Genomic DNA, 7,844 nt, shown 5'->3' on the forward strand with positions numbered 1-7,844 from the left:
GAGCTGCAACGGCGCATCGCCCGCGGCTTCCGCAACCGCGACAACTACCGACTACGCATGCTCCTGATCGGCGGCGGACTCACCCACGACGAGCACCTACCCCCACCACAGGTCTGAAGAGCCGGCAATCTCTCACTCGGACAACGACGCCGGGTCAAACGTCAAACAACTATGTCCAGAGTCCTGAGCTTCGGGACCGCCACGTCCAAGGTGCCCACCCGCGTGTCCAGCGGACGGTGCCGGTACCCGTTGCGCCGGTTGGTCCGCTCGCCGGTTCGGGTGCCGTAGTCCGCGCCGCACACGCTGTCGGCCTGCTCGGACAACAAGGCGTTGACGAAGGTCTGCAACATCCCTCGCATCAGGTCCGGGCTCGCCTGGGCAAGCGACTCCTCCAAGAACGCCTGAGGGTCGATAGTGTGGGGTGCAGCGGTCATCGTGGTGCTCCTTCTTCGAGGTGGATTTGAACGTTCTCTCGAAGGATTCACCCGGTGACCGCGCTCATGTCGGAGCGACACGATCACTGGACTTCTCATACACCAAATCTATGGACGCAACTCCGACGCCACTTGAGAGCAGCCACCTGGCCCGTCACTGGGACCCAGGTCTGACCAGGTACTCGGGCACCCGAGCGGACGCGGTGACCATGCGGTGACCGGGACCGGGTCACCTTCGGGAGCACCGGGCCTACAGGCTCGTTGCCTCACGCTGAATGCGGTCGTGACCATCAGATCCGGGATGCTGGAGGGCCTTGCTTGGTGACGGGCCTGCCGAGGTCGACATCCCAGACGCGATACCGCCGAATCTGGTCGTCGGAACGGATCCGCAGCTCGGTACCGGAGTCGCGACGGGGGTGCTGCCCCGCCGCCTTCGCTTGTTCAGCTCGCGCTGTGCTCCTGCCTCGCTGGCGTGGTCGGACACGACCACCACCCACTGCTCGAGGTCGTCGGCCTTGTCGGCGTCGACCTCGACGAGATGCCAGTACACCTTGGGCTTCCGCGGTCGGCGAACTGCCGTGCGCGCCAACGGAGCCGGTGCAGCCGCAGGAGTGTCCTCGAGAGATGTATCGGCCCGCGGGACAGCCACCGCTGGCGCCGTGGACACCGGCTCCCCGCAGCAGACGGTGTCTCAGATTCGGACACCGCCGGGACCGCGTAAGGCCCACGCTCGGCCAGGGCGTCGTACAACACGCTGCGCGAGCAGCCCAGATCACGGGCCACCTGAGCCTTCGGCACGCCAGCGGCGATCCGCTCACGCGCCCGCTCCACCTGGCCGGGCGAGAGCTTGCGAGTCCGGCCGCGGTACTTCGTCGCCTGCTTCGCCACGGCAATGCCTTCGCGCTGCCGCTCCCGGGGACCGCTCCAGCTCGGCGACCGCGCCGATCAGGTGTAGCTGGAACGTCGCGTACGGGTCATCCGCGCCCGGCCGAAACTCCAACCGCTCACTCACGAACTCCACCGACACCCCCTTGTCGGTCAGCTGCGCCACGATCTGCGCGAGATCGATCACGGACCGCGCGAGCCGGTCCATCGACGCGACCCGCACCGTGTCCCCCTCCCGGACCCACTCGAGCAGCTCGGCCAGCCCGGTGCGCTGCGCCCGGCTCTTCCCGCTGAGCCGGTCCTGGAACACCCTCGCCCTGCGAGGGTGAACTTGCTAACAACCGTTGGTCTCAACTCACCTTGACACGCAGGGCGGCGGCAGTCGTCCAGCGCGTCACCTCCAAGCTGCACTGCATGGAACGGGTCCAGCACCGGTGTGGCATGCGGGAGCTGCTCGGCGGCGGCGGTCTTGAACCCGGAGAACCCGTCCATCGCGACGACCTCGACACGGTCCTGCCAGTCCTTCGGGCGGGCGGCCAGCCAGGTCGCGAACGCCTGCTTGGACCGACCCTCGACCATGTCCAACAGACGGGAAGGCCCGGTGCCATTGCGGATTGGCGTCAGGTCAATGATCACCGTGACGTACTTGTCGCCCTTGCGGGTGTGCCGCCAGACACTGGGGGTCCCTCCCGCTTGAAAGCGCAGCGCGCGGGGGAGTCGTCGACGCCGATCGCGGTGACGCCGTCGAACCGGTGCGGTGCGTCGATCAGCACCCGCTTGCCCTCGTCCAGGGCCGCGTCGTTCGCAGTGTTCCAGGTGACGTCCAGGCTCTCGGCCACACGGGCGAGGGTCAGGTGCTGACACACGATCCCTTCCAGCGCCCACGCCAGCCCGCCGCGGGACAGCTTCGCCCGCGGCTGCGCCGCAGCGGTCGTGTCCTGCCGCCACACGTGCGCGCACCCGGTGCACCGATACCGGCGCACCCGCACGACCAGGGTCGTCGGCCGCCAGCCGAGTGGCAGGTGCGCGAGCCGGCGCACCACCGTGTCCCGTGGCACGCCCTGGCACCCGCACCGGTGGCACCAGTGGTCCGGTTCGATCACTCGGCACTTCCAGCAGCGCGCGGTCCCGCTCGAGTCGCTGCCCGGTCACGACGAGGCCGAGCTCGTCGAGTCGGCAGAAGGTGGTCAGGTCGGGGCAGGTGAAGGTAGCGTCGGGCACGTCGAGGTCTTCCGGGATGGGGAGCGTGAGAACTTCCATCATCGGAAGGCCTCGACCCCCATCTCGTCAGCGACGCGCCGACACCGACGTCACCCCGGCTACACCCTCAAATCTGAAGAGCCAGTTAACCTGGGGCCCTACTCTTCCCCTCTTGCCGCCCAGATTCCTCTAGTATGTCGCAGATGTACTTGCATATTTACTTGCGCAGACTCGACGTCCATCGAGGCAATGGCTTGCACTAAGCCTGCATGCTCAGCATTTGCCGCGTTGAGTTCATGCGTCCGCGCAAGATGGTCGAGACCGTACAGTCGAGACTCGTCGCGCAACTTTCCCACAGCCTTAACCAGCCGACTATTACCAGTTAACGAAATAATTCCCAGATGAAAGGCTTTGTCCGTTATTAAGAACTCATTCACGTCGCCCCTTTTCACCAGGTCACCCATCCGAGCTATTTCATCAGAGCAGCGCGCCAGCTCGCCGACGCTCAGCCCACGTCTCGCCACGTTTCCGATCGCTGGAACTTCGAGGAGACACCTCATTTCATACACTTCGTCCAAGTCCGTGTCGCTCAACGTGACCACTCGGTAGCCACGGTTCTTCACCACCTCAAGCACTCCATCCTGCACGAGACTCAGGACCGCTTCTCGAACTGGACCCGTAGAAATACCAAGATCACCCGCTAGTGCGGCCGCAGAATATATGGCTCCCGGGTGAATCGTACCTGACACCAGCCTGCTCACCAGCAGATCCACGGTCTGCTCCCTGAGGGTTGGCTGCAGTCTCGGAGTCCCATCTGACACAGCGTTCACCACCTTACGACCACGCGTGCTCACATCCGGTGCTCCCACTGCAACCCCTCCCTTAGCGTCAGGAATAACTCCCTCAGACTCCAACGAGCATCCCACCATCGACAAACAAGGTAATTCCACTCGTGTAGCTGCAGCTCGGACTAACCAAGAAGAACACTGCACTAGCGACCTCTTCGGCGGTGCCAATTCGCCGAAGAGATGCCCTGGCTGCCATCTCTTCTAACACGTCCTCCCCCAACGAGCGAGCGGTATCCGTATAAATCACACCAGGCGCGACGGTATTCACGAGTATTCCATATCGGCCGTACTCCGCAGCCCAACTTTTCGATAGCGATGCCACTGCCGCTTTAGTTGCTGCGTATGCGCTGCAATCTCCGTTAGGTCGGTACGCGGCCGTGGTCGTGACATTTACGACCCGGCCACGACGGCGCTCACGCATACTCTCAAGTACCGACTGGGTCAGGAAAAATGTGGCTCGAAGGTTCGTATCTACCAGCAGGTCGAACTCGTCTACAGTCACGGCTTGCGTTGAAGTAAACCGATAGACGCCAGCGTTGTTGACCAATATATCTACGTTTCGTGCCACCGCCACAGCCACCAGTCGCGCAACGTCTGCCTTGGAGCGCAAGTCGGCGGACACAAACTCGGCACTCGGTCCCATTGTCTGGCATAACCGATGGCCCGCATCGTCATCACGACCCGTCACGATCACGCTGGCGCCTTCTAAAATCAGGCGCTCAGCGATCGCCTTGCCGATGCCCCGAGTACTTCCAGTGACTAAGGCGTTGCAGCCATCAAGAACTCCCCGTCCACCCTCCGCACCTTCTCTATGTCGGCTAAGCTGAGGGGGACAGCTTCTAGACAGTTCCCCGGCCTCTTCATTCACGATCCGATCAACCTTGGCGATCCAGTGTCTGCTGCTTTTGCAGCCAATCCGTACTTTACGAGGGCCTTCTTAATAAAACCATCCTTGTGTAGCTCCTGGATATCGGAGTTGAATGCGTTCAACATAGCAGTGTTCTTCTTCGCCATGGGGAACCCGATCTGCGCGGGCAGCTCTGAAGCTGCAACAGCCTTATCGGGCGGGGGGACACAGATCTTGAATCCCTTAAGTCTGGAAGTTGTCCTCTGCAAATAGCTCATCGTGCCATAACTGTCTGCATCGACCTGAATGCGTCCCGCCAACACGTCCTGCAAGGCATCACTCGAAGACTGGTATAGATGTACATCGGAACCAAATAGGTTCTGCAAGTCAGAAACCCATAAGTACCCTTGAATAGTCCCGACGGTCTTTCCCTTCATCGCTGGAATCGTGCATACTCCACCCTTGGACAGTAGGCCAAGTTCGTCCAAGTACAACGGAGAACTGAGGTTCGCGACCTCCGCACGCTGCTTGGTCCGATAGTACGCCCCAGAGGTCATATCCAGACGCCCCGCGGTAAGGTCCGCGATACCAGAACCTCCCGACTCCGTCTTGAGAACGGTCGACAGACACTCCATCTTGGCAATCTTTTCAAGGATCACCCCCTCAACCCCAGCGGCCGTGTTGCCCTGCGGAATCGTCCAGGGCGGAAGATCCGTGAAGCCCACCGTTAGGACGCCCGACTTGAGCGTGCTGAACTGATGCTTCGGATGGCAGTTACCCGTCTTGGAGCCACTCGCGCCGGGGCTTGCCCCGGGGGTCTGCGATGCCGCTCCACTTCCGCCACAGGCCGATACGACCATGGAACCCGTCAGAACAGCGACCGCGACTCCAGCCCATCTGCTCGCACCCATTATCCACACTTCCCTCTATGATTCGACGTAGGATTGGACGTTAGTTACACGAAGTTCCGCAACTGCCGCTCGTACCTCCCTACCATGAGTGCGCAAGGCACGATAATCACTGCATAGAGGATTCCGGCCATAATAAGCACGTTCAGATAGCGAAACGTAGTTGCTCCTATCCCGTAGGCATGACTCAATAGCTCGGGGACGGCTATTGTGAAAGCCAGTGACGTGCCCTGGAATACCATAATCGCGAATCCAATTAAAGGCGGTAGGGCGATCCGAATCCCTTGCGGGATCACGACGTATCGCAAAATATCGCGATATGCTAGGCCTGATGCGGCGGCCGCTTCGCGTTGCCCCTCTGGCACAGCGTCCAGGCCCGCCCGGATGATTTCACTCATGAAGGCCCCAGCACCCCATCCTGTTCCTACCGTGGCGGCTAACATTGCCCCAAGCGTAATATGGAATTCCGGCAGGCCGAAATAGAAGATCTGCAGCAAAACAAGCCACGGCAGCCCGCGCCCAATCTCCGCGAAGGCAATGCAAAACCACCTTATTGGTCGGCTCTTGCTACCTACGGCTACGGCTAGGAGTAGGCCTAGGGGTATGCCAACTGCAAGAGTTGTCACCGTCAGTTCGACACTGACTGTCAAGCCATCTAACAATTGTCGCCAAGTGCCCATGAGCGCATCTCCAGGAGGTCTACTGTGTCGCGACTCTGGCACGCAGCCGGCGGTCCAACGATCGCGAGGCCACGGCCAGCGGTAAGCCCATAAGCAGGTAGTAGGCACCGGCTATTCCGTATACCAAGACTCCTTGCAGCGTCTCCTCTGTCTCTTTGAATGCCCAGAATAGCATCTCAGTTACGCCAATTGTGTATGCCACAGAACTATTCTTGAACAACGCGAGCAGATATGTTACAGCCGATGGAAGAGCTATGCGCAGGGCCTGCGGACCCGTCACAAGGCGTACCGTCGTCATATGGTTTAAGCCCAGAGCAGCAGCGGCCTCATATTGGCCAGATGGAAGTCCGATCATTCCGGAGCGATATATCTCAGCCATGTACGCGGCGGAGGTCACGCCCAAGACGATTATCGCGGCTTCTAGTGGCGTGAACGCAATAACTCCGGCCCCTAGGCCGAAATAGACAACAAAGAGCCATACGATCACCGGCACGCCGCGAACTATTTCAATGATCAGTGCGGTGAGTGCACGGATAACAGCATACCGACTTCGGCGCAGCGCCACCAGTGGAAGGCCAAGGGCTGCTCCGATCGCGAAAGAGACAACAGTCAACAGGAGGGTGTACGGAATGCCACGTGCAATTATGACTATGAATCGCATCATCAGCTCCGTTCTAGTAAGTCTAGGACTACCGTTCTGTGGCTCGGATGAAACGTGCTACCCGCTCGTTTTGAGGAGAATGCAAGACGTCATGGGGAGGCCCGCTCTCTACAACTCTGCCACTGACCATCACGGCAACGAAGTCGGCGATGTCGTCAGCGAAATGAAGCTCGTGAGTGACCATCACCATGGTTCGCCCTTCGTCCGCGAGACGCTTCATCGCCGTAAGGACTTCGGCCCCAAGTTCTGGATCAAGAGCGGAGGTCGGTTCATCGAAGAGCATGACCTCAGGGTCTAACGCGAGGGCTCGCGCGATCGCCGCTCGCTGTTGTTGGCCACCTGAGCATCTGTTCGGATACTGATCGGACTTATCGCCCAGGCCCATCAGTTCGAGTAGATCGCGCGATCGTTCCTCAGCGTCGGCTCGCTTGCGCTTGAGAACACGCTCTTGCGGTAAGGCTACATTGCGCAGCATTGTCATGTGCGGGAAAAGGTTAAATGACTGAAACACCATACCCACACGACGCCGCAAATTCACGAGCTCATTGCCTCGCGGAGGTCCATTTAAGGTCACATCATAACTCTGGTCGCCGATCACTATGCGTCCGCTTGTCGGAATCTCCAGAAAGTTGATGCATCGGAGGAGGGTGCTCTTTCCCGCGCCGCTTGGTCCAATAATAGCGAGAACTTCTCCTGCCGATGCGCTCAAGGTAACGCCTGAAACGGCTTCATGCCCTTTGAATTCTTTTGTCACGGATTCAAGGTGGACCGATGTACTGGTAGGTAAGGGTACTCGGTCTGCTCTACTGTTGGCGTTTGACATGGGGAATTTCTCCGGCTGTGTCAGAAGAGAAGTATCGCGTCGCCGCCATGGTACATAGTTGCGCGGGGCAAACTCGGATATCCTGGCCATCGGCATCGCTACTCATTCCCCGCTCCCAGTCAGTGGGCAACGTTTGCTGGGGTCGCTGAGCCGACGGATTGGCCAGCAGGTAGAAGTACCCGCTTGACTGCTGGAATCAGGTTCACTGCATCATTGACTGCCGCGCGAACCCGCCTCGGCCGCCAAGCATCTCCAACCGTATGTACGGTTGCCTTCGTGCTTCCTGCTATGAGGCCGGTAAGCTCGCTACGCGCTTCTCGGCCAGTGCAAAGCACGATTGCGTCGGCCTGTTCGGTACGTTCCTGAGCACCGAAGGTGCTTCGTAGCGTGACGTGCCCATCGGAGATAGAGACCGGCCTTAGGCGCTCAATCTGCCTAACCCGGATCTTGCATAGGTCTGGCGTGTGAGGTGGGTGTCGGCGTCTGCCGTCTTGCTGGTGCTCATTTTGGCGTGAGGGTGTGACAGGGGGCCGCGATGTCGCTCGTGGTGGGCGTCGG

Annotated in this window: 8 protein-coding genes and 2 pseudogenes; all 10 read right to left on the minus strand. The window is 60.3% G+C overall.

Going from position 1 to position 7,844, the window contains the following annotated elements; all coding sequences use genetic code 11:
* Window positions 1-179: 179 nt before the first annotated feature.
* Window positions 180-434: pseudogene (locus tag FGL98_RS24235) on the minus strand (transposase); the annotation flags it as partial.
* A 250-nt stretch (window positions 435-684) separates the two neighbouring features.
* Window positions 685-1,083: a hypothetical protein gene (locus FGL98_RS26580; protein ID WP_246136730.1), complete on the minus strand. Its 399-nt coding sequence runs from the start codon at window positions 1,081-1,083 to the stop codon at window positions 685-687.
* 165 nt (window positions 1,084-1,248) lie between these two features.
* Entirely contained in the window at window positions 1,249-1,629 is a 381-nt protein-coding gene (locus tag FGL98_RS26585; RefSeq protein WP_246136731.1) for a recombinase family protein, read from the minus strand.
* A 62-nt stretch (window positions 1,630-1,691) separates the two neighbouring features.
* Window positions 1,692-2,540 (minus strand): annotated as a pseudogene (locus FGL98_RS24245) (ISL3 family transposase); the annotation flags it as partial.
* A gap of 137 nt (window positions 2,541-2,677) precedes the next feature.
* Entirely contained in the window at window positions 2,678-3,292 is a 615-nt protein-coding gene (locus FGL98_RS24250; RefSeq protein ID WP_186526371.1) for a GntR family transcriptional regulator, read from the minus strand.
* Between the two features lie 130 nt (window positions 3,293-3,422).
* Complete coding sequence (locus FGL98_RS24255) at window positions 3,423-4,235, minus strand: SDR family NAD(P)-dependent oxidoreductase (RefSeq protein WP_186526372.1); 813 nt, start codon at window positions 4,233-4,235, stop codon at window positions 3,423-3,425.
* A complete protein-coding gene (locus FGL98_RS24260; RefSeq protein WP_146321353.1) occupies window positions 4,232-5,125 on the minus strand; it encodes a substrate-binding periplasmic protein in 894 nt (297 codons plus the stop codon). Before FGL98_RS24260 ends, FGL98_RS24255 begins: the two co-directional genes overlap by 4 nt.
* Before the next feature lie 44 nt (window positions 5,126-5,169).
* Window positions 5,170-5,802 carry an amino acid ABC transporter permease gene (locus FGL98_RS24265; RefSeq protein ID WP_146321355.1) on the minus strand — a complete coding sequence of 211 codons (633 nt, stop codon included), beginning with the start codon at window positions 5,800-5,802 and terminating at the stop codon, window positions 5,170-5,172.
* A 19-nt stretch (window positions 5,803-5,821) separates the two neighbouring features.
* On the minus strand, window positions 5,822-6,466 hold the full coding sequence (locus FGL98_RS24270; RefSeq protein ID WP_246136732.1) for an amino acid ABC transporter permease: 645 nt from the start codon (window positions 6,464-6,466) through the stop codon (window positions 5,822-5,824).
* Window positions 6,467-6,491: 25 nt separating this feature from the next.
* Entirely contained in the window at window positions 6,492-7,217 is a 726-nt protein-coding gene (locus FGL98_RS24275; protein WP_281289213.1) for an amino acid ABC transporter ATP-binding protein, read from the minus strand.
* Between the last annotated feature and the right edge of the window lie 627 nt (window positions 7,218-7,844).

It is taken from the genome of Leekyejoonella antrihumi (genome assembly GCF_007845645.1).
GTDB classification, from domain to species: domain Bacteria; phylum Actinomycetota; class Actinomycetes; order Actinomycetales; family Dermatophilaceae; genus Leekyejoonella; species Leekyejoonella antrihumi.